The 19,792-nt window shown below is 66.8% G+C and carries 20 protein-coding genes and 2 tRNA genes; 19 read left to right on the top strand and 3 right to left on the bottom strand.

Features of this window, described 5'->3' with window-relative positions; translation table 11 throughout:
• Window positions 1-207: 207 nt before the first annotated feature.
• Window positions 208-1,857 (top strand): EAL domain-containing protein, encoded by a 1,650-nt coding sequence (locus RBB34_RS04305; protein ID WP_306117955.1) that lies wholly within the window; start codon window positions 208-210, stop codon window positions 1,855-1,857.
• A gap of 50 nt (window positions 1,858-1,907) precedes the next feature.
• Here RBB34_RS04305 and RBB34_RS04300 read toward each other — a convergent pair.
• Window positions 1,908-1,983 (bottom strand) — tRNA-Val (locus tag RBB34_RS04300).
• Between the two features lie 262 nt (window positions 1,984-2,245).
• On the opposite strand from RBB34_RS04300, the gene RBB34_RS04295 reads away from it, so the two are divergent.
• The 8 genes from RBB34_RS04295 (at window position 2,246) to RBB34_RS04260 (ending at window position 9,473) form a co-directional block, all read left to right on the top strand.
• Window positions 2,246-2,322, top strand: a tRNA-Asp gene (locus RBB34_RS04295).
• A 254-nt stretch (window positions 2,323-2,576) separates the two neighbouring features.
• Entirely contained in the window at window positions 2,577-3,644 is a 1,068-nt protein-coding gene (ugpC, locus tag RBB34_RS04290) for a sn-glycerol-3-phosphate ABC transporter ATP-binding protein UgpC (RefSeq protein WP_306117954.1), read from the top strand.
• A gap of 32 nt (window positions 3,645-3,676) precedes the next feature.
• On the top strand, window positions 3,677-4,930 hold the full coding sequence (locus RBB34_RS04285) for an extracellular solute-binding protein (RefSeq protein WP_306117953.1): 1,254 nt from the start codon (window positions 3,677-3,679) through the stop codon (window positions 4,928-4,930).
• A gap of 284 nt (window positions 4,931-5,214) precedes the next feature.
• Window positions 5,215-6,135, top strand: coding sequence for a sugar ABC transporter permease (locus RBB34_RS04280; protein ID WP_306117952.1), 921 nt, complete (start codon window positions 5,215-5,217; stop codon window positions 6,133-6,135).
• Window positions 6,132-7,001 (top strand): carbohydrate ABC transporter permease, encoded by an 870-nt coding sequence (locus tag RBB34_RS04275; RefSeq protein ID WP_306117951.1) that lies wholly within the window; start codon window positions 6,132-6,134, stop codon window positions 6,999-7,001. Before RBB34_RS04280 ends, RBB34_RS04275 begins: the two co-directional genes overlap by 4 nt.
• A complete protein-coding gene (locus RBB34_RS04270) occupies window positions 6,998-7,657 on the top strand; it encodes a putative N-acetylmannosamine-6-phosphate 2-epimerase (RefSeq protein ID WP_306117950.1) in 660 nt (219 codons plus the stop codon). Before RBB34_RS04275 ends, RBB34_RS04270 begins: the two co-directional genes overlap by 4 nt.
• Window positions 7,654-8,580: a BadF/BadG/BcrA/BcrD ATPase family protein gene (locus RBB34_RS04265; RefSeq protein ID WP_306117949.1), complete on the top strand. Its 927-nt coding sequence runs from the start codon at window positions 7,654-7,656 to the stop codon at window positions 8,578-8,580. The genes RBB34_RS04270 and RBB34_RS04265 overlap by 4 nt, the downstream gene beginning before the upstream one ends.
• Entirely contained in the window at window positions 8,577-9,473 is an 897-nt protein-coding gene (locus RBB34_RS04260) for an N-acetylmuramic acid 6-phosphate etherase (protein ID WP_306117948.1), read from the top strand. Before RBB34_RS04265 ends, RBB34_RS04260 begins: the two co-directional genes overlap by 4 nt.
• A gap of 45 nt (window positions 9,474-9,518) precedes the next feature.
• Here RBB34_RS04260 and RBB34_RS04255 read toward each other — a convergent pair whose 3' ends face one another.
• A complete protein-coding gene (locus tag RBB34_RS04255) occupies window positions 9,519-10,550 on the bottom strand; it encodes an SIS domain-containing protein (protein ID WP_306117947.1) in 1,032 nt (343 codons plus the stop codon).
• Between the two features lie 5 nt (window positions 10,551-10,555).
• Window positions 10,556-11,320, bottom strand: coding sequence for a GntR family transcriptional regulator (locus RBB34_RS04250; RefSeq protein WP_306117946.1), 765 nt, complete (start codon window positions 11,318-11,320; stop codon window positions 10,556-10,558).
• Between the two features lie 298 nt (window positions 11,321-11,618).
• Between RBB34_RS04250 and RBB34_RS04245 the strand changes: the two genes are divergently transcribed.
• From RBB34_RS04245 to RBB34_RS04200, 10 genes are all read left to right on the top strand, one after another.
• Window positions 11,619-11,984, top strand: a complete 366-nt coding sequence (locus RBB34_RS04245; protein WP_306117945.1) for an NADH-quinone oxidoreductase subunit A — start codon at window positions 11,619-11,621, stop codon at window positions 11,982-11,984.
• Window positions 11,975-12,553, top strand: coding sequence for an NADH-quinone oxidoreductase subunit B (locus tag RBB34_RS04240; protein ID WP_306117944.1), 579 nt, complete (start codon window positions 11,975-11,977; stop codon window positions 12,551-12,553). Before RBB34_RS04245 ends, RBB34_RS04240 begins: the two co-directional genes overlap by 10 nt.
• An 11-nt stretch (window positions 12,554-12,564) precedes the next feature.
• Window positions 12,565-13,176: an NADH-quinone oxidoreductase subunit C gene (locus RBB34_RS04235; RefSeq protein ID WP_306117943.1), complete on the top strand. Its 612-nt coding sequence runs from the start codon at window positions 12,565-12,567 to the stop codon at window positions 13,174-13,176.
• A gap of 32 nt (window positions 13,177-13,208) precedes the next feature.
• Window positions 13,209-13,598: a four helix bundle protein gene (locus tag RBB34_RS04230; protein WP_306117942.1), complete on the top strand. Its 390-nt coding sequence runs from the start codon at window positions 13,209-13,211 to the stop codon at window positions 13,596-13,598.
• A gap of 46 nt (window positions 13,599-13,644) precedes the next feature.
• Window positions 13,645-14,835: an NADH-quinone oxidoreductase subunit D gene (locus tag RBB34_RS04225; RefSeq protein WP_306117941.1), complete on the top strand. Its 1,191-nt coding sequence runs from the start codon at window positions 13,645-13,647 to the stop codon at window positions 14,833-14,835.
• 103 nt (window positions 14,836-14,938) lie between these two features.
• The gene (gene nuoE, locus RBB34_RS04220; protein ID WP_306117940.1) at window positions 14,939-16,390 is read left to right on the top strand and encodes an NADH-quinone oxidoreductase subunit NuoE; all 1,452 of its coding nucleotides are present in this window, start codon (window positions 14,939-14,941) and stop codon (window positions 16,388-16,390) included.
• Between the two features lie 7 nt (window positions 16,391-16,397).
• Window positions 16,398-16,631 carry a hypothetical protein gene (locus tag RBB34_RS04215; protein WP_306117939.1) on the top strand — a complete coding sequence of 78 codons (234 nt, stop codon included), beginning with the start codon at window positions 16,398-16,400 and terminating at the stop codon, window positions 16,629-16,631.
• A gap of 9 nt (window positions 16,632-16,640) precedes the next feature.
• Window positions 16,641-17,945, top strand: a complete 1,305-nt coding sequence (nuoF, locus tag RBB34_RS04210) for an NADH-quinone oxidoreductase subunit NuoF (protein ID WP_306117938.1) — start codon at window positions 16,641-16,643, stop codon at window positions 17,943-17,945.
• A gap of 199 nt (window positions 17,946-18,144) precedes the next feature.
• Window positions 18,145-19,212 carry a hypothetical protein gene (locus RBB34_RS04205; protein ID WP_306117937.1) on the top strand — a complete coding sequence of 356 codons (1,068 nt, stop codon included), beginning with the start codon at window positions 18,145-18,147 and terminating at the stop codon, window positions 19,210-19,212.
• 90 nt (window positions 19,213-19,302) lie between these two features.
• Window positions 19,303-19,764 carry a DUF3291 domain-containing protein gene (locus RBB34_RS04200; RefSeq protein WP_306117936.1) on the top strand — a complete coding sequence of 154 codons (462 nt, stop codon included), beginning with the start codon at window positions 19,303-19,305 and terminating at the stop codon, window positions 19,762-19,764.
• Window positions 19,765-19,792: the final 28 nt, after the last annotated feature.

The raw sequence follows: 19,792 nt of genomic DNA, 5'->3' as shown, positions 1-19,792 counted from the left end.
GGCCATGCGCGTGGAAAAAGCAAGTCAAAACGCGCAATTGGCCCAATTGCGTTAAGGAAGCCTAGAAACAATCCCGATACGATGTCGGGACATCCACGCATGAGGCGTGCGAACTGGTCTTGCGCCGTTTGACGGCATGTTTGGCAATGCAGGCTCCGGCCGCGTCGGCACGATGCGGCAGCGCCCGGTCCCGTGGATGGTTTTCCGATGTTCTCAACGCTTGGCAAGAAGCGTAACCTGTTCGTTTCCGAACCGCCCAGACGATTCAGCACCGTCATCGAAACGGCGCTCATTGCGGCGATCGCCTTCCTGACCAGCATGCACGCATTTTCGCATGCGCTGTCGCGGAACGATCTGCTCGCCCGCTACGGCCAGATGGATGTGGGCCGGCTCGAATTCGCCACCATTTTGCTCACCCTGGCTTTGGCGCTGCTGCTGTACATGACCATGCGCGCCAAGCTGCGCCGCGTCGGCCGGCTGCAGCAGGAACTCCAGGCGCGCAACGCCACCGATCCGGTCAGCGGCGCGCTGACGCGCGGTCACTTCCTGCATGCCCTCGACGAGGCTATCGGCAACCATGGCGCCAATGGCTCGGTCGCCGTCGTGCTCATCGACATCGACCATTTCAAGCAGATCAACGACGTGTTCGGTCATCCGGCCGGCGACGCGGTCCTTCATTTTTGCGCGCAGGCCGCCCGACAGGCCTTTCCCGGCGCGGTGGTCGGCCGGCTCGGCGGCGATGAACTCGCCCTGTTCGTCTGCCACGACACGCGCGTCACCGAGGCGATGGTCGGCCAATGCTGCGATCGCTATCTGGAAGTGCTGCGCCAGGGCGCGGCGATCGAAAACAACCGCCCGGCGATCTCCGCCTCGCTCGGCATCGCGCTGGCGCCCACCCACAGCCGCGATCTCAACGACGTGCTCAGCTATGCCGACCTTGCGCTCTACCGCGTCAAGAATGCCGGCCGGGGAAGCTGGCTGGTGTTCGGCTCGGCGATTCTCGACGAGATGCAGCGCGAGCGCTTCATCGAGCGCGAACTGCGCGCGGCGATCACGCAGGACCAGCTCGAGGTCCACTACCAGCCCATCGTCGATGCGAACGGAAACCTCAGCTCGCTGGAGGCGCTGGTGCGCTGGACCAATCCGGTGCGCGGCGCGATCTCGCCGGCCGAGTTCATTCCCGTGGCCGAAAGATCGCAGCTCATCTGCGAACTGGGCCGCTACGTCATGCGCCGCGTCTGCCACGACATGCCGCGTCTGCCCGACGTTCCGGTCAATGTGAACATCTCCGCCCGCCAGCTGGCCCATGAGGGCTTTCTGGCCGAATACCTGCAGATCCTTGACGCCTGCGGCGTGGCGCCGTCGCGCTTCATCCTCGAGATCACCGAGAGCGCGCTGCTCGAAACCTCAGACGCCTTCGTGGCCAAGATCGCCGACATCCGCGCGGCCGGCTTCCGGATCGCGCTCGACGATTTCGGCATGGGCTACAGCGAGTTCAACCAGCTCCGCAAGCTGCCCTTCGACATCATCAAGATCGACAAGTCCTACATCCAGACCATCGGCACCGACATCGTCACCGACACCTTCGTCAGCGCGGTCACCCAGATCGCCGGCCAGATGGACCGCATCGTGGTCGCCGAGGGCATCGAGACACGCGACGACAACCATCGTGCCTCGCTGGCCGGCTGCCGTCTTTTCCAGGGCTACTATTATCAGGCGCCGATGGCTCTGGATCGGCTGTCGGAGGCCTATCGCAGCGGCACATGCCATGGCGATGGCGCAGCGGCCGGAAAGGATGACGATGCCGCGCCCGCCGAACCGGCGAGTGCCGGCGAACGCGTTTCCGACGCCGCCTGACGCACGTTCATCCGCCCGGTGCCCTGGCCCGTTTCGTCCGGCGGGGGGAATGGTGGGCGATGAGAGACTCGAACTCCCGACATCTTCGGTGTAAACGAAGCGCTCTACCAGCTGAGCTAATCGCCCGTGACCGAGTGCGATCTAGCGAGCAAACGGCGTGCGCGCAAGCTGCCCGGTTCGAAATGCGGCGCACCGGCCGGCGCGGACGCTGCGCGCGGGGCGTTCGCCGGGTCGGCTGGTCTGCCGCGCGCGGCACGGCGATCGCGTGGCGAAATCGCCGCGCAACCGGGCTGCCCGGCGCCCGTGCAAATCCGCTTTCGAGCAGCTTGACAGGGTTCGAAGAACCACCTAAGTCGACCGGGCCGCACCATGGTGCGGGCGCGCAAATGCGGGTGTAGCTCAGTTGGTTAGAGTGCCGGCCTGTCACGCCGGAGGTCGCGGGTTCGAGCCCCGTCACTCGCGCCATTTGCGATTTCGCTTCCTTTCAAAAATCATCGTGTTGCACAAATTGTCGTGAGCATCGGCCCGTTGTCGTGAGCATCGGCCAGGCCATTGCGGGTCCGTTGCGGTGTCGTCGCGGATCGGCCGCCGTCGGCCGGCGGGGAAGGTTCGCGCGGCATCCCGCCGTGCCCGCTGCGTTTGGCCTCAATCTGGTATTAAATTGGTTTGACCCGTTCCCCAAGACGCGATATTCGGGCAGGGGAACGAGCGGAGGCAAGATGGCCCGTCTGTCGCTGACCGGCATCAGGAAGAACTTCAAGCAGGTCCAGGTGCTCCACGGCGTCGATCTTCAGATCAACGACCGGGAGTTCGTGGTGTTTGTCGGCCCGTCGGGCTGCGGCAAGTCCACGCTTCTGCGCCTGATCGCCGGGCTCGATCCGATCACGGCCGGCACGTTGCACATGGACGGCCGGCTGATGAACGATGTCGCCCCGCACCAGCGCGGCATCGCCATGGTCTTTCAGTCCTATGCGCTCTACCCGCACATGGATGTGCGCGAGAACATGGCGTTCGGCGTCACGATCATGGGCCTTCCGGCTGCCGAGATCGCCGCGCGCATCGACGAGGCCGCGCGCATGCTGCAGCTCACCGAACTGCTCGACCGCAAGCCGCGCGAACTCTCCGGCGGCCAGCGCCAGCGCGTCGCCATTGCCCGCGCCCTGGTGCGCAAGCCGCAGCTTTTCCTGCTCGACGAGCCGCTGTCGAACCTCGACGCCGCCCTGCGCTCGGAGGTGCGCCTTGAGATCGCAAGGCTGCACAAGCAGATTGGCGGCACCATGATCTACGTTACCCACGACCAGATCGAGGCGATGACGCTGGCCGACCGCATCGTCGTCATGAACAAGGGGCGCATCGAGCAGGTCGGTACGCCGCGCGAATTGTTCGAGACGCCGGCCAATACCTTCGTGGCCGCCTTCATCGGCTCGCCGCGCATGGCGCTTTTGCCGGTGCGGCGGCAGGACGACGGCGTCACGCTGGGCGGTGGCGACCCCGTCGCGCTCGCCGACCTGCCTCAAGGCGCGCCGCAGGACATCACCATCGGCCTGCGGCCCGACGCGGTCGACATCGCCGTGGGCGAGGCCGGCCCCGGTTTTGCCGCCCGGGCGGTCTACACTGAATATCTGGGCGATGACGCCTTCACCTATGCCCGGCTCGAGGACGGCACGCTCGCCGCCCTGCGCACCGATCCCAACGCCCATATCGACGATGGCGCGCCTTTGCGTCTCCGGCCGAAACCGGGTCATGTGCACTATTTCGATGCCGACAACGGCCACAGACTGGCCTGACACGACGCCACTTGCATCAAGGAGGAGTACCCATGCAACGCAAGCTGATCCTATCCGCCCTGGCCGCCGCGGTCGCCGCGCCGGCCGTGATCGCGGCCACCGCCCCCACCTTCGCGCAGGAGATCAGCTTCTGGTCCTGGCGCCAGGAGGATCGCGAGCAATATGAGGAGATCATCGCCCGGTTCGAGGCGCAGAACCCGGGGGTCGAGGTCGCGTTCGAAGCCTTCGAGGCCTCGCAATACGCCACCATCCTGTCGACGGCGCTGGCCGCCGACAACGCGCCCGATTCCATGATGGTGCGCGCCTATGGCGCCTTCGAGGCCGTCGCCAATGGCGGCTATCTGATGCCGCTCGACGAGGACAAGGTCCCGGCGCTGGCCGACTTCCCGCAATCGGCGGTCGACGCGGTGACGCTGAGGTCCGATGGCGTGACCTATGCCGTTCCGTTCGCCTCGCAGACCATGCTGGTCATGTACAACAAGGCGATCTTCGACGATCTGGGCATCGATGAACCGCAGACCTGGGACGACCTGATCGCCGCCGCCGAAACGATCACGGAAGCGGGCATGTTCGCCTTCGCCAACGGCACCGCGACCGCCTGGCAGAACGAGACGCTGACCTTCTCGCTGGGCGCCTCGACCATGGGTCAGGACTTCATCGCCGACATGCGCGCCGGCGAGGCCGACTTCACCGACGAGCGGTTCATCGAGGCGCTGGAGAAGGTCAACGAGATCAAGCCCTATCTGCCAGACGGCTATCAGGGGCTGGACTATCCTTCCGCCCAGCAGCTTTTCGTCTCCGGCCTTGCGGCCATGTTCGCCGGCGGCTCCTTCGAGATCGCCAATTTCCGCAGCCAGAACCCGGATCTGGAAATCGGACTGTTCGCCGCCCCCGGCGCCGACGAGGGCGACACCCCGCTGGTCGCCACCTTCTTCGACGGCGGCTATGCAGGCAGCGCGACGACCGAGCACGAGGAGGCCGTTCTCAAATGGCTCAACTTCCTGGCCACCCAGGAATTCGGCCAGATGTTCGCCAATTCGCTGGGCAACATCACCCCGATCCCGGGCGTGACTTTCGAGGACCCGCTGCTGCAGGAGGTCGCCGACCTGAACGCCAATTCGATCCCCTATGTCATGCTCACCGACTTTCGCTATCAGGAACCGTCGGGCTCGGTGCTGATCCAGTCCGAGGTGCAGAAGATGATGGCCGGCGAGGCGACGCCCGAAGAGGTCGGCCAGGCGGTCACCGAGGGCATTGCGACCTATCACGAACCGTTCCAGGATTGATCGCGACGGGGACGACCGGATGCGCCGCCCAGGGCGGCGCATCCTGCGCCGTCGGGTCCGCCAGTGCCGGGCACCGCTGCCGAAGCGGCACCGCCTGGCAGCCCGGAAGCGGCAATGAACGGGCGCGCCGTGCCCGGACCGGTTGACGGTATCGGGATGCGAGGCGGCGCGGCGCCCTGGTTTGCGGGGCCGAGCCCCGCGCCGAGCCCTGAAACGGCGATCGTTTTGCCGGCGAGTCCGGGCCCGACCTTCGGACGTACGGGCGCATGCCGAGGACCGAACGAATGCTCAATTTCCGCCTGACCGGCCGCGGCCTGTGGATCGCCTTCCTGATCATCCCGCCGCTTGCGGTGATGGTCACCTTCGTCGCCTATCCGATCGTCTCCGCGCTCGCCTACGCCTTCTATGACTGGAACGGGCTGCAGCGCGGCGAATTCGTCTGGTTCGAGAACTTCCGGATCGTGCTGTTCCAGGAGCCGTTTGCCGAATGGACGCGCCGCGCCTTCATGCACAACGTCATCGTCTTCTTCTCGCTGATGGTGGTGCAGAACGGCTTCGGCTTCATCCTCGCCTATGCGCTGTGGCGCGAGCCCTTCGGCGCCGCCTTCCACCGGGTCGCCGTATTCCTGCCGGTCGTCCTTTCGACCGTCATCATCGGCTTTCTGTGGAAGCTGTTCTTCCATCCGATCTTCGGCGTGGTGAACCAGTCCCTGCGCGCCGTCGGCCTTGACGACCTCGCCCAGCCCTGGCTCGGCCAGTCCGAGACCGCGCTCGGCGCGCTGATCTTCGTCAACGCCTGGGCCTGGGTCGGCTTTCCCACGCTCGTCTTCCTGGCCGGTTTGCAGCGCATTCCGCCCGAATTGCTCGATGCCGCGCGCATGGAGACCGACAATGAGTGGATCCTGATCCGCAAGATCGTCTGGCCGCTGATCGCCCCGTCGGCGACCATCGTCTTCATCTTGCTGTTCATCGGCTCGTTCAACTGGTTCGAACTGCCCTACATCATGGTCGGCCTTGACGGCTCGCCCTTCGGCTCGACCGACGTTCTGGGCCTTTATTTCTACCGCACCGCCTTTGGCAACCAGTCCGCCGGCGTGCAGGATTTCGGCCAGGGCTCGGCGCTCGCCGTGCTCATCTTCGCCTTCATCGCCGTGGTCGCCGCGTTCTGGACGGTACGCCTGCGCCGAAGGGAGATCCAGATATGACGACCGCTCCGACCATGGCCGCACCGATGGCCGAGCGCGGCCTTGTCGGCACGCTCGGCCGCGCCGGGCTGGTGCAGATCCTGCTGATCGCCAACACCTTCCTGATGCTGTTTCCGGTCGTCATCATGGTGTTTTCGGGCTTCAAGTCCAATGTCGAGATCTTCCAGCAGCCCTTCGCGATTCCCGACTTCACCAATCTGGAGAACTTCGTGCGGATCGCCACGGAGACGACCTTTCCGCGCTACATGTTCAACTCGATCTTCGTCACCGGCACATCGATCGGGCTGATCCTGATGCTCGGCACCATGGCGGCCTATGCGATCGGCCGCTACGAGTTCTTCGGCGCCAGCTTCCTGCTGCTGTTCTTCATCGCCGGGCTCACCCTGCCGCTCAAGCTCGCCATCATTCCGCTGTTCATCCTGTTCCGGGACATGGGCATACTGAACACCCATCTGTCGCTGATCGCGGTCTATGTGGCGATGGGACTGCCCTCGACAGTCTTCATCATGACCGGCTTCCTGCGCTCGCTGCCGCGCGAGCTGGAGGATGCCGCCCGCATGGACGGGGCCAGCGAGGCGCGCATCATGTTCAAGATCATGCTGCCGCTGTGCAAGCCTGCGCTGATCATCTCGGCGATCCACAATCTGGTGCCGATCTGGAACGACTTCTTCTTCCCGCTGGTCTTCATCCAGCAGGACAGCCTGAAGACGCTGCCGCAGGGGCTGACCACCTTCATCGGCGAATACAACACCGATTGGGGCGTCATGTTCGCCGGGCTGACGCTCGCCGCGCTGCCGATCACCGTGCTCTACATCATCCTGTCGCGCCAGTTCATCAACGGCATGACGTCGGGGGCGCTGAAGTGATCCTCGCGCCCGGGCTGATCGTTTCCTGCCAGGCGCGGGCCGACAACCCGCTGCACGGCGCGGTGTTCATGGGCGCCATGGCGCAGGCCGCCGCGCAGGGCGGCGCGGTCGCCATCCGCGCCAACGGCGCCGAGGACGTGGCGGCCTGCAAGGCGGCGGGGCTGCCGGTCATCGGCATCGCCAAGCGCCATCGCGACGACTATCCGGTCTACATCACGCCCGATCTTGCCGATGCCGCCCCGCTCGTCGCCGCCGGCGCCAGGCTGGTCGCGCTCGACGCCACCGACCGGCCGCGCGACGGCCTGCCGCTCGCCGAACTGATCCCGGCCGTCAAGGCGCTGGGCGTCGCGGTCTTCGCCGATGTCGATACGCTCGAAGCGGGCCGCCGCGCCGCCGATCTGGGCGCCGACTATGTGGCGACCACGCTGTCGGGCTACACCGACCGGACGGCCCATCTCAAGGCGCAGGGCCCGGACCTTGCCCTTGTCGAGGCGCTCGCCGGCGCCGTCCGCGTGCCCGTCATCGCCGAGGGCCGCTTCGATACGCCCGAACGGGTGCGCGCCGCGCGCGATGCCGGCGCCCATGCCGTCGTGGTCGGCACGGCGATCACCAATCCGCGCGAGATCACCCGCCGTTTCGCCGGAGCGATGGCGTGAGCGGCAGGGCCGGTGAGGCGCTGGCGCTGGGCATCGACATGGGCGGCACCGCGACGCGCTGGGTGCTCGTCGACGGACAGGGCAGGGAGCTTGCCCGCCATGCCGCGCCCGGCGCCAACGGCCACCTTTATCGCCCCGAGGCGCGCGCTGCCTTCATCGAGGCCATCGCGGCGATCGCCGCCCGGCGCCCGCACGGCGACATCGGCGCCATTCGCGCCGGGATCACCGGCCACGATCCGGCGACCGACGACGACGCACGGGCCATCTTCGCCAGCGCCTTCGGCACGCCGGCCGCGAACATCCGGCTGAGCGACGACGTCGCGCTCGCCTTTCGCGCCGCGTTCGCGCCGGGGCAGGGACATCTGGTCTCCGCCGGCACCGGCACGGTCGGCATGTCGATCGCGCCGGACGGCGCCGTCACCCGCGTCGGCGGGCGCGGCGTCCTGATCGACGATGCCGGCTCGGGCGCGTGGATCGGCCTTGCCGCCCTGCGCGCGGTCTGGCGAGATATCGAGGAGCGCGGGCGGGCGACGCACACCGCCGTTCTGGCCGATGCGCTGGCCGGCATCGTCGGCGGCGCGGACTGGGATTCGGCGCGCGCCTATGTCTATGGCCGCGACCGTGGCGCCGTCGGCGCCCTGGCGCCCGCCGTGGCGGACGCCGCGCGGGCAGGCGATGAGACCGCGCTGGGCATTCTGACCCGGGCCGGCGAGGAGATCGCCCGGCTCGCCCGCGCCCTGATCGCCCGCTGCGGACCGGCGCCGGTCGGCCTGATCGGCGGCGTGCTGCGGCTTCATCCGGCCATTGTCGCCGCCATCGAGGCCGCACTGCCCGACGCCGAACTGGTCTTTCCGAAGATCGACGCGGCGGCCACCGCCGCGCGCCTTGCGCTTGAACCGCTCGACAACGAGGCAACCCGATGACCCATCCGACCACCGAAACCGCCTCGGCGCGCTATGACGGCATCGAGGACTGGCCGACAGCGGAGATCGTCGCCGCGATCACCGAGAGCCAGCTTCACGCGGCGGCCATCGTCTCCGCCCAAAGCGCGGTGATCGTCGAGGCCGTCGACCGCGCCGCCGCGCGCATCGGCACTGGCGGCCGGCTGATCTATCTGGGGGCCGGCACGTCGGGCCGGATCGCCACCCAGGACGCCGCCGAACTGCTGCCCACCTTCGCCTGGCCGCCTGAGCGCGCGGTCTCGGTCATGGCCGGCGGCAAGGACGCCTTCACCCGCGCCATCGAGGGCGCCGAGGATGACGGCGCGGCGGCCGAAGCCGAGATCGACGCCCTCGGCGTCGGCGAGGCCGACATCGTCATCGGCGTCGCCGCCTCGGGCAACACGCCCTTCGCCGTTGCGGGCATCGCGCGGGCGCGCCGGCGCGGCGCGCTGACGATCGGCATCATGAACAACGCCCATGGCCGGCTCGGCCCGGCGGCCGAGATCGCCATTGTCACCGCCACCGGTCCCGAGGTCGTCGCCGGCTCGACGCGGATGAAGGCCGGCACCGCCCAGAAGATCGCGCTCAATGCCTTTTCGACCGCGCTGATGGTCCGGCTGGGTTTCGTCTGGCGCGGCCGCATGGTCGAGATGCGCCCGACCAACGCCAAGCTCGAACGCCGCGCCCGGCTGATGGTCGCCGATCTGACCGGCGCGGACGAGGCCGCCTCCGAGCAGGCCCTGAAGGCCGCCGGCGGCTCGATCAAGCGCGCCGTGGTGATGCTGACGCTCGACTGCGACAGCGCCGCGGCGCAGGCCGCGCTCGATGCCAATGATGGCCATCTGGGCCGGACGCTGGCGGCCGCGACCGGCTAGGGTCCGCTCGGTATCACCGCGCGGCCCGTCGGGTTGGGCCAGAGCCTAGACAGTTTCGGTGACCTTGCGCAGATGCGGCGGCGAATCGGGGTCGAGCCCGCGACGCCGCGACAGCGCTTCCACGCACACATAGAAGCTGACCACCGCAACCAGCGGCGCGGTCAGCGGATGATCGCCATGGGCGATCGGCAGCGGTGCGACATTGCGCGCCCCGCCCGCATCGGTCAGGAACACATCGGCGCCCTGATCGGCGAGCCGGCCGGCCGTCTCGATCACCTGGCCGCGCGCCGCATCGTCGACCGCCAGCGCCAGCACCGGAAAACCGGCGCCGACCAGCGCGGCCGGCCCGTGCAGCACCTCGGCGGCGCTGTAGGCCTCGGCATGCACAGCCGAGGTCTCCTTGAACTTCAGCGCCATTTCGAGTGCGATGGCAAATCCGGGCCCGCGACCGAGCACATAGGCCTGTCCGGCGCGCGCCAGGCGCTTTTCGGCCGCCGACCAGTCGCATTCGAGCGCCTGGGCCAACCGGTCGGGCAGGGCGGCGATGGCGGCCTTCAGCGCCTCGTCCTGCTGCCATTGGGCGAGGATGGCAAGGCCAGCCATGACCGAGGCGACGAAGCTCTTGGTGGCCGCCACGCTGGTCTCGGGACCGGCCGCCAGATCGATGCAATGGTCGACCTCGGCGGCGATCGGAGCGCCGGCGGTGTTGGTGAGCGCCAGCGTCAGCGCCCCGCCCTTGCGCGCCGCCCGCATCATCGCAACGATATCCGGGCTCTTGCCCGATTGCGAAATGCCCAGCGCGGCGGCGTTGTCGAGCTTGAGCGGCCGGTCATAGACCGAGGCCACCGACGGGCCGACCGAGGCGACCGGTATCCCGCAACTCAGTTCGATGGCATATTTCAGATAGGCGGCGGCGTGGTCGGACGAGCCGCGCGCCACGGTGATGGCAAGGCGCGGATCGGCCGCGCGCAGCGCCGCGCCGGCGCGTTCGATATCGGTGCCCGAATGCTCGAGCAGGCGCGCGGCCGCTTGCGGGATCTGCGCGATCTCGCGCGCCATCTGGCTGGGAAAATCCATGGTTTTCAGTGTCCTGCGTCGTGAACCGGAATCTGCAGTTCAGCGGTGAAGTCGTACATGTCCCCGCGATAGAGCGAACGGGTCAACTCCACAACCCGCCCCGAGGCGAGATAGGAGACGCGCTCGATGCGAAGCGCCGCCGCGCCGTCGCCCACTTCCAGAAGCGCCGCATCGGCACCTTCGAGCGTTCCGGCGGTGATGCGCTGCACCGCGCGCGTCGGCCTGAGGCCGCGCGCCGAAAGCACCTCGTAAAGCGAGCGGGTGACGATATCCGGGTCCGGCAGCAGCGCCGTCGACAGCGAGGCCCGCTCGATCGCCAGCGGCACGCCGTCGGCCCGGCGCACCCGCTCCAGCCGCACCACGCGGTCGGCCGCACCCAGGCCCAGCGCCATCACCTCGTCCGGCGTCGGCGCATGGATCGCCCGCGACAGCCATGTCGACTGCACCGCCATGCCGCGCCGGGCCATGTCCTCGGTGAACGAGGTCAGATGCGCCAGCGACTGTTCGAGCTTTTCGGGGCGCGCGGCAACGAAGGTGCCCGAGCCGCGATGCTGGACCAGCCGGCCCTGTTCGACAAGGTGCTGCACGGCCTTGCGCACCGTCACCCGGCTCAGGCCCGTCAGCGCGGCCATGTCGCGCTCCGAGGGCAGCGAATCGCCCGGCCGCAGCGTGCCGGCGGCGATCTGCTCGTCGATGCCCCGTGCAAGGCGGCGATAGAGCGGGCCCCGCCCCGCTTCACTGAGCGCTTCGGGCGAAAACAGGCTGTTCATGGGCACAAGGCCAGTCCGTGCATTTGATACCAAAAAAATACCAAAGCCTGGCCAAAGTCAATGAATTCCGCCCGCAACGGCGCCCCGGCCGCAACCGATGCCGGCGGCAGGATGGCGGTCGTGACCGGCGAGCTCGCCCGATTGTGTGCGTTTGCGGACCGGTTTGCCTTGCACCTTGGCGAGCGAGGCGATAGTTCGGCCGCAACGGGCCGACGAGCCGGCATATGCGGCCATCGGCCATATGGTGCATTGCGATAGATGCCGTTACGTGGTGCGCGAACATCGGGACAAAGAGATCATGGAAGCTGTCGTCGCATCCTATCTGCCGGTCATTCTCTTTCTGGGCGTTTGCCTGGGCCTTGCGGCCGCGCTGCTGATCGCGCCGTTCATCGTCGCCTATCAGAACCCCGATCCCGAGAAGCTGTCCGCCTATGAATGCGGCTTCAACGCCTTCGACGATGCCCGCATGAAGTTCAACGTGCGCTTCTATCTGGTCGCGATCCTGTTCATCATCTTCGATCTGGAGGTGGCATTCCTGTTTCCCTGGGCCGTTTCGTTCGGCGAGATCGGCCTGTTCGGCTTCTGGTCGATGATGGTGTTCCTTGGCGTTTTGACGATCGGCTTCATATATGAGTGGAAAAAGGGAGCGCTGGAATGGGATTGACCGACGACCGGACCCTTGTCGCCCCGCGACCCACGGGGCTCGTCGATCCGAAGATCGGCAAGCCGGCCGGCCACGCCGATCCGTTCTTCGGCGAGATCGACAACGAACTGGCCGACAAGGGCTTTCTGGTCACCACGACCGACGAACTGATCAACTGGGCCCGGACCGGCTCGCTGATGTGGATGACGTTCGGGCTGGCCTGCTGCGCCGTGGAGATGATGCACACCTCCATGCCGCGCTATGACGTCGAGCGTTTTGGCGTCGCCCCGCGCGCCAGCCCGCGCCAGTCCGACGTGATGATCGTCGCCGGCACGCTGACCAACAAGATGGCGCCGGCGCTGCGCAAGGTCTATGACCAGATGGCCGAGCCGCGCTACGTCATTTCCATGGGGTCGTGCGCCAATGGCGGCGGCTATTACCACTATTCGTATTCGGTGGTGCGCGGCTGCGACCGCATCGTGCCGGTGGATGTCTACGTGCCCGGCTGCCCGCCCACCGCCGAGGCGCTGCTCTACGGCATTCTGGTGCTGCAAAAGAAGATCCGCCGCACCGGCACGATCGAGCGCTAGGGGCGGCTGACATGGTCACAGTGGAAAGCCTGGAAGACCTGGCCGGCACCGTCGCCGACGTGCTTGGCGACGTCGACCACGACCCGATGATCGCCCATGGCGAACTGACGCTGACCGTGGGCATCGACCAGATCATCGACGTGCTCACCCGCCTGCGCGATGACGTGCAGCTGCGGTTCGTCTGCTTTATCGATCTGTCCGGCGTCGACTATCCCGAGCGCGACAGGCGCTTCGATGTCGTCTATCACCTGCTCAGCCCGACGCTGAACCAGCGCATCCGCATCAAGGTGGCGACCGACGAGGAAACGCCTGTACCCTCGGCCACCGGCGTCTTTGCCGGTGCGAACTGGTTCGAACGCGAAGCCTACGATCTCTACGGCATCCTGTTCACCGGCCATCCCGACCTGCGCCGTATCCTGACCGATTACGGCTTCGAGGGCCATCCCATGCGCAAGGACTTCCCGCTGACCGGGTTCGTCCAGGTGCGCTATGACGACGAGGCCAAGCGCGTGGTCTACGAGCCGGTCAACCTGCGTCAGGAGTTCCGCGATTTCGATTTCCTGTCGCCCTGGGAGGGGACGGAATACGTGCTGCCGGGGGATGAGAAGGCGGAAGGGAAGTGAATGAGTCGGTCGTTGTTCGCGGGTGGTAGGTCGTGAAGGACGCGGGGGCTATTCGCTCCTACCAGGACTTGAGAGTTTGGCAGATGGCGATGGACTTGGCGGCGGATGTTTATGCGGTGAGCGCCGGCTTCCCGAAGACCGAGCAGTTCGGGCTTACTAGCCAGATGCGGCGGGCGTCGGTGTCGGTGCCGGCCAACATTGCCGAAGGGTTCGGCAGGGGTGGCGCAGGCAGCTTTGCCCAGTTCCTGCGGATCGCACAGGGCTCGCTGAAGGAGCTTGAAACCCTGGTGATGCTCGCGGCGCGAATTGACCTAATGGCGGTGCGCGAGGCGGACCGCCTGCTCGGTCTGTGTGGCGAGATCGGCAAGATGCTGGGCGGCCTGATCCGCAAGGTGGCCGAACGGAACGCGAGCAACGATTGATCATGTCGGCTTCGATCGACGACCCACGAGTAGCGACCCACGCCCCATGACCGAACACAACGTCCGCAATTTCAACATCAATTTCGGACCGCAGCATCCGGCGGCGCACGGCGTTCTGCGCCTCGTGCTCGAACTCGACGGCGAGATCTGCGAGCGCGTCGACCCGCATATCGGCCTTTTGCATCGCGGCACCGAAAAGCTCATCGAGCACAAGACATATCTGCAGGCGATTCCCTATTTCGACCGGCTCGACTATGTCGCGCCGATGAACCAGGAGCACGCCTTCGCGCTCGCCGTCGAACGGCTGCTGGAGCTTGAGGTGCCGCGCCGCGGCCAGCTCATCCGCGTGCTCTATTCGGAGATCGGGCGCATCCTGTCCCATCTTCTCAACGTGACGACCCAGGCGCTCGACGTCGGCGCGCTGACCCCGCCGCTGTGGGGTTTCGAGGAGCGCGAGAAGCTGATGGTGTTCTACGAGCGCGCCTCCGGCGCGCGCCTGCATGCGGCCTATTTCCGCCCCGGCGGCGTCCACCAGGATCTGCCGCCCGAACTGGTCGAGGACATCGGCAACTGGATCGACCCCTTCCTGAAGGTCGTCGAGGACATCGACGATCTTCTCACCGAGAACCGCATCTTCAAGCAGCGCAATGTCGATATCGGCGTGGTCGATCTCGACGATGCCTGGGCGCGCGGTTTTTCCGGCGTGATGGTGCGCGGCTCGGGCGCCCGCTGGGATCTGCGCCGTGCCCAGCCCTATGAATGCTATGACGAGATGGAGTTCCGCATTCCGATCGGCAGGAACGGCGATTGCTACGACCGCTACCTGATCCGCATGGAAGAGATGCGCCAGTCCGCACACATCATGCGCCAATGCGTCGACAGGCTGATGAGCGCGGACGGCCAGGGGCCGGTCTCCAACACCGACGGCAAGGTGGTGCCGCCAAAGCGCGGCGAGATGAAGCGCTCCATGGAAGCGCTCATCCATCACTTCAAGCTCTACACCGAAGGCTACAAGGTTCCGCCCGGCGAGGTCTATGCGGCAGTCGAGGCGCCCAAGGGCGAATTCGGCGTCTACCTGGTCTCCGACGGCTCCAACAAGCCCTACCGGTGCAAGCTGCGCGCGCCCGGCTTCGCCCATCTACAGGCGATGGATTTCCTGTGCCGCGGCCATCTGCTGGCCGACGTGTCCGCCGTGCTCGGCTCGATCGACATCGTGTTCGGCGAGGTGGACCGTTAGCCATGGCGCGTCGGCTCGACACCCGTATCGTCACGCAGGGCAAGGTGACCTTTTCGCCGCCCGCCATCGAAACCGCTGTTCTAGACCTGTTTGGTGACATCTGATGTCCGTACGCCGTCTCGCCGAAGACACGCTCCAGCCCGAAGGCTTCGCATTCGACCGCGCCCGTTCGGCCGAGGCCAGGGTCTGGATCGGGAAGTATCCGAGCGACCGCCAGTGGTCGGCCGTCATTCCGCTTCTCATGCTCGCCCAGGAGCAGGAGGGCTGGGTGACCCGGGCCGCCATTGAGCACGTGGCCGAAGTGCTCGACATGCCGCTCATCCGGGTGATGGAAGTGGCGACCTTCTACACCCAGTTCCAGCTCCAGCCGGTCGGCACCATGGCCCATGTCCAGGTCTGCGGGACGACACCGTGCATGCTGCGCGGGGCCGAGGACCTCAAGGCCGTCTGTCGCAGGAAGATCAATGAGCAGCCCTTTGCTCCCAATGCCGAGGGCACGCTTTCCTGGGAGGAGGTCGAATGCCAGGGCGCCTGCGTCAACGCGCCCATGGTGATGATCGGTCCGGACACCTACGAGGATCTCACGCCCGAGCGGCTCGAGGAAATCATCGATGCCTTCGAGGCCGGCCATGGCGGACGCATCGCGCCCGGCCCGCAGATCGATCGCATCCGCTCGGCGCCGGCGTCGGGCCTGACCACGCTGCTCGATGTCGCTGAAGACACCGCTTCGGCGCAGGACGCCGGTAGCGGGCCTGACGCCAGGGCGCCGGAGCCGGGCTCGGAAGAGGCGGGCAAGGGAAGGGCGAAGTCGGCCGGCAAGGCGCCCCCGCGCGCGAAGGCGCCGAGCCCGACCGAGGCCATCGCCGCCACCGCCAGCGAAGTGCGTCCCCGGCCGCGCAGGCGCGGCAAGGGTGTCGACAGCGGCAATCCGACCATGAAGCTTGCCGCCACCGCATCGGGCCGCGCCGAAAAGCCGCGCCGGCGGTCCGAACTGACCGGAAGCGAGAGCCCGGCCGCCTCGGCCAAGGCACGCAGCGCTCCGGGCAGGCCGGCTTCGCCGCTTGCCACGACCGAGCCGACCGCCACCGGCAACGAGCCCGGTGACAAGGCGAGCGCGGCGCCGCCCACCGGACGCGGCGCCGCCAGCGATCCGGTCGTCAAGCCGGCCTCGGCGACGGGCGTCGCGGCCCAGGGAAGCCGCACGCGCGACAATGTCGTCGGCGGCGCCGACGATGCCGCATCGCCCGATCGGCCGCGCGCCAAGCAGGGGACGAGCGATGCCGGCCGCCCCGCCGCCATGGAGCGGCCGGGCGAGCCCGACGACCTGAAGCTGATTTCCGGCGTCGGGCCGAAGCTCGAGGAAAAGCTCAACGGTCTGGGCATTTACACGTTCGACCAGATCGCCAGGTGGAAGAAGGCCGAGCGCGAATGGGTCGACGGCTATCTCAGCTTCAAGGGCCGCATCGAGCGCGACGACTGGGTCAGGCAGGCCAAGGCATTGGCCAAGGGCGGCGTTGACGAGTATGCTCGTGTCTTCGGCAAGAAGCCCAGGTGAGGCGGCAATGGCTGAGGTGACAAACGATCTGATCTACGAAGTGCTGAAGTCAGTCCAGGAGCGGGTCGTGCGCATCGAAGAAGGTCAGAAGGATTTGCGTGAAGAGATGATTGGCGTTCGACTTCCCATGCACGCGATGCAAGGCGAGATGAACAGCGTGTTCGCGCGTCTGAGTTCGCTGGAAGAGCGCGCTTCCCGCATCGAACGACGGCTCGACATCGTATCGGAACCGGCGGACTGAGAGAAGACCATGCTCGCTGACAAGGATCGCATTTTCACCAACATCTACGGCCTGCGCGACACCTCGCTCAAGGGCGCGATGGGCCGTGGCCACTGGGACGGCACGAAGGCCCTGATCGAAAAGGGCAGCGAGTGGATCATCAACGAGGTCAAGGCGTCGGGCCTGCGCGGGCGCGGCGGCGCGGGCTTTCCGACCGGGCTCAAATGGTCGTTCATGCCCAAGCAGGTCGGTGAGCGTCCGCATTACCTGGTCATCAACGCCGATGAATCCGAGCCCGGCACCTGCAAGGACCGGGACATCATGCGCCACGATCCGCACACCCTGATCGAGGGCTGCGTGATCGCCGGTTTCGCCATGAGCGCCCATACCGCCTATATCTACATTCGCGGCGAATACATCCGCGAGCGTCAGGCGCTGCAGGCGGCGATCGACGAGTGCTACCAGGCCGGCCTTCTGGGCAAGGACAACAAGCTTGGCTGGGACATGGACGTTCATGTCCATCACGGCGCCGGCGCCTATATCTGCGGCGAGGAGACGGCGCTGCTCGAGAGCCTCGAAGGCAAGAAGGGCCAGCCGCGCCTCAAGCCGCCCTTTCCGGCCAATGTCGGCCTTTACGGCTGCCCGACGACGGTCAACAACGTCGAATCGGTCGCCGTGGTGCCGACGATCCTGCGCCGCGGCGCCGGCTGGTTCGCCGGCATCGGCAAGCAGAACAACACCGGCACCAAGCTGTTCTGCGTCTCCGGCCACGTCAACATGCCGTGCACGGTGGAAGAGGAGATGTCGATTCCGTTCCGCGAGCTCGTCGACCGCCATTGCGGCGGCGTGCGCGGCGGCTGGGACAATCTGCTCGCCGTCATTCCGGGCGGCTCCTCGGTGCCGCTGGTGCCGGCCGAACAGATCATCGACACGCCGATGGACTTCGACAGCCTCAAGGCGCTGCAATCGGGCCTTGGAACGGCTGCGGTGATCGTCATGGACAAGTCGACCGACATCGTCAAAGCCATTGCCCGGCTTTCCTATTTCTACAAGCACGAGAGCTGCGGCCAGTGCACGCCGTGCCGCGAGGGCACGGGCTGGATGTGGCGCGTCATGGAGCGCATGGTCGTCGGCAACGCCCACAAGCGCGAGATCGACATGCTGCTCGACGTCACCAAGCAGGTCGAGGGGCACACCATCTGCGCGCTCGGCGATGCGGCGGCCTGGCCGATCCAGGGCCTGATCCGGCACTTCCGGCCCGAGATCGAGCGCCGGATCGACGAGTTTTCGCGCAACAGCCACCGGAGCCAGCCGATTTTGCAGGCCGCGGAGTAGAAATCCGGCGCAGACTATGCTGCAATGCAGCAAGAACGGTGCCCACTGCCAAAGTCGGCCAAGACAATGGCGGGGCCATCGCTATAGACGCAGCCAGAAGCCCGAAAACCGGGCCGGGTGGGACGCGGCAATCGCGGCCCGCCAGTGACGAGGAAACACCACGGACAGGCGAACGATAGCGACAGCCAAGGAGACGAACATGTCGATGTTTGCGTTCGCAGAGAAACTGATGACCCCCTTTGTCAGGGACAACCCGTTCATTGCGCTGATGCCGGGCATGGAGCCCTTGCAGAAGAGCGCCCAGACCTTTCTGGAGGACATGGCCGACACGGCCGTGCCCGAGGACGTGCCGATGCCGACCCTGTGGCCGGGGCAGGAAGCGATGGCGGACAATTGGAAGACCATGGCGCGGGCCATGCCGGGCGTTGAGGCCATGCCCGGCCTGATGCCTCATCCGCTGGGCGCGATGGCCGCCGGCTCGGCGCTCTCCATGGGCGTGGCGAGCCAGGTCATGGGCACCGTGTTCGGCACGGTTACCGGCATGATGGGCACGGCGCTCAAGGCCTCGGGCGACAATGGCGCGCCGGCGCCCTATGCGATGGCTGCCATGGCAATGGCCAACCCGGCCGGATTTGCGTGGGCAGGCACGGACGGTTCCGCCGATGCGCCGGTTTCCGCCGGGCCGGCGGTCAAGCCCGCCGCTTCTGCCGATGCGACCGGATCCGCACCGCCGCGTGACGAAGCCAAGACCCAAACCAAGACCGGCCAGGCCAAGACCGGCCAAACCAAGTCAGGCCCGGCCAAGGCGGCCCCTCCGAGGCTGGTCGAGACGGCAGGGGACCGCAAGCGCAGCAATGGCGCGGCAACCGCGTCCGGCCGCGACGGCGCAGGCTCGGTGGCGGCTGCGGTTCCGGCGGCCGAGCCGGTCGCCACGCCGACCGCGAGGCCCGCCCGGGCAGACACCGCCCAGGCCAGCGTGGCGCCGGAGGATTTCAAGCGCCCGGCCAAGGCCGACAAGCCCAGCAAGCCCGACGATCTGAAGATGATCGCCGGCGTTGGCCCCAAGCTCGAGCAGGTGCTCAATTCGCTGGGCATCTGGACATTCACGCAGATTTCCCGCTGGTCGCCGCAGGAAGTGGCCTGGGTCGACGACTATCTTCAGTTCAAGGGCCGCATCGAGCGGGACGACTGGATCGCCCAGGCTGCCGCGCTCGCCAAGGGTGGCCGCGAGGAATATGTGAAGGTGTTCGGCAAGGAGCCGCGCTGAGACAAATCCATCGGTCCGGGCGCCAAGGCGTCCGGGCCGGCCCATTGACCGGCACTCGCACAAGGCCGGCGATAAAACGGAGGAAAGCCCTTGCTGCTGGCCGAGGCAAACATTGCTCGCGCAAAGCAACCGCTCGACGATCCGGCCATGGCCGATTTCGTTGCGAGGATCGACCAGGTGAACGCGGTCGCCGAACGCTCGGACGGCTTTGTCTGGCGCTATCAGGTTGCCGAGGGCAACACGCTCGCGATGGGCGTGTTCGACGATCCGATGGTGATCTTCAACATGAGTGTCTGGGAAACACCCCGGCACCTCGAACACTACGTCTGGAATACCGTCCACAAGCACGTTTACCGGCGCAAGGCCGAGTGGTTTGACGCGATCCAGTCCCATCACTTTGCGATGTGGTGGGTGGAGGATGGGCATCGACCTTCGCCCGATGAAGCACGCCGACGGCTTGACCATCTGGACCGGCACGGCAATACGGACCACGCATTCGACTGGGCGCACCTGCCGCACGTCAAGTTGTGGCAGAGCCAGCGCTGCGCGTGAGACAAACGAACTGAGAGATGGAAAGCCC

The organism is Roseitalea sp. MMSF_3546, assembly GCF_030732865.1.
Lineage (GTDB): Bacteria > Pseudomonadota > Alphaproteobacteria > Rhizobiales > Rhizobiaceae > Roseitalea.
Note: the sequence above shows the minus strand (reverse complement) of the source record. Positions and strands in the feature narration are given on the sequence as shown.

Excerpts from the sequence above, each read along its gene's own strand:
- RBB34_RS04305 (WP_306117955.1), top strand. The coding sequence starts at position 208 with ATGTTCTCAACGCTTGGCAAGAAGCGTAACCTGTTCGTTTCCGAACCG.
- ugpC (WP_306117954.1), top strand. The coding sequence starts at position 2,577 with ATGGCCCGTCTGTCGCTGACCGGCATCAGGAAGAACTTCAAGCAGGTC.
- RBB34_RS04285 (WP_306117953.1), top strand. The coding sequence starts at position 3,677 with ATGCAACGCAAGCTGATCCTATCCGCCCTGGCCGCCGCGGTCGCCGCG.
- RBB34_RS04280 (WP_306117952.1), top strand. The coding sequence starts at position 5,215 with ATGCTCAATTTCCGCCTGACCGGCCGCGGCCTGTGGATCGCCTTCCTG.
- RBB34_RS04275 (WP_306117951.1), top strand. The coding sequence starts at position 6,132 with ATGACGACCGCTCCGACCATGGCCGCACCGATGGCCGAGCGCGGCCTT.
- RBB34_RS04260 (WP_306117948.1), top strand. The coding sequence starts at position 8,577 with ATGACCCATCCGACCACCGAAACCGCCTCGGCGCGCTATGACGGCATC.
- RBB34_RS04255 (WP_306117947.1), bottom strand. The coding sequence starts at position 10,550 with ATGGATTTTCCCAGCCAGATGGCGCGCGAGATCGCGCAGATCCCGCAA.
- RBB34_RS04250 (WP_306117946.1), bottom strand. The coding sequence starts at position 11,320 with ATGAACAGCCTGTTTTCGCCCGAAGCGCTCAGTGAAGCGGGGCGGGGC.
- RBB34_RS04245 (WP_306117945.1), top strand. The coding sequence starts at position 11,619 with ATGGAAGCTGTCGTCGCATCCTATCTGCCGGTCATTCTCTTTCTGGGC.
- RBB34_RS04240 (WP_306117944.1), top strand. The coding sequence starts at position 11,975 with ATGGGATTGACCGACGACCGGACCCTTGTCGCCCCGCGACCCACGGGG.
- RBB34_RS04235 (WP_306117943.1), top strand. The coding sequence starts at position 12,565 with ATGGTCACAGTGGAAAGCCTGGAAGACCTGGCCGGCACCGTCGCCGAC.
- RBB34_RS04225 (WP_306117941.1), top strand. The coding sequence starts at position 13,645 with ATGACCGAACACAACGTCCGCAATTTCAACATCAATTTCGGACCGCAG.
- nuoE (WP_306117940.1), top strand. The coding sequence starts at position 14,939 with ATGTCCGTACGCCGTCTCGCCGAAGACACGCTCCAGCCCGAAGGCTTC.
- RBB34_RS04215 (WP_306117939.1), top strand. The coding sequence starts at position 16,398 with ATGGCTGAGGTGACAAACGATCTGATCTACGAAGTGCTGAAGTCAGTC.
- nuoF (WP_306117938.1), top strand. The coding sequence starts at position 16,641 with ATGCTCGCTGACAAGGATCGCATTTTCACCAACATCTACGGCCTGCGC.
- RBB34_RS04205 (WP_306117937.1), top strand. The coding sequence starts at position 18,145 with ATGTCGATGTTTGCGTTCGCAGAGAAACTGATGACCCCCTTTGTCAGG.